Consider the following 207-nt stretch of genomic DNA (forward strand, 5'->3'; position numbering starts at 1 on the left):
GATCTGCGTCTATCATCGAATTACAAACGGTTGATAGACGACTCAGAGATGTGATGCGGAATGAAATACAAAATCGTTATGATTTAATTCAGTTAAGACTCCAGATCGGATTACTATTAGGTGATACGATGAAGTTTTTGGCGAATTAAAGTACGATATTGCCACCTTCTTTTCCTGGTTGAACACCTTTTTTCATTCCACATTTTT

The 207-nt window shown here is 36.2% G+C and carries 1 pseudogene; it reads left to right on the forward strand.

Features of this window, described 5'->3' with window-relative positions:
* Positions 1-149, forward strand: a pseudogene (locus EHQ59_RS17970) (TolC family protein); the annotation flags it as partial.
* Between the last annotated feature and the right edge of the window lie 58 nt (positions 150-207).

It is taken from the genome of Leptospira kemamanensis (assembly GCF_004769665.1).
GTDB classification, from domain to species: domain Bacteria; phylum Spirochaetota; class Leptospiria; order Leptospirales; family Leptospiraceae; genus Leptospira_A; species Leptospira_A kemamanensis.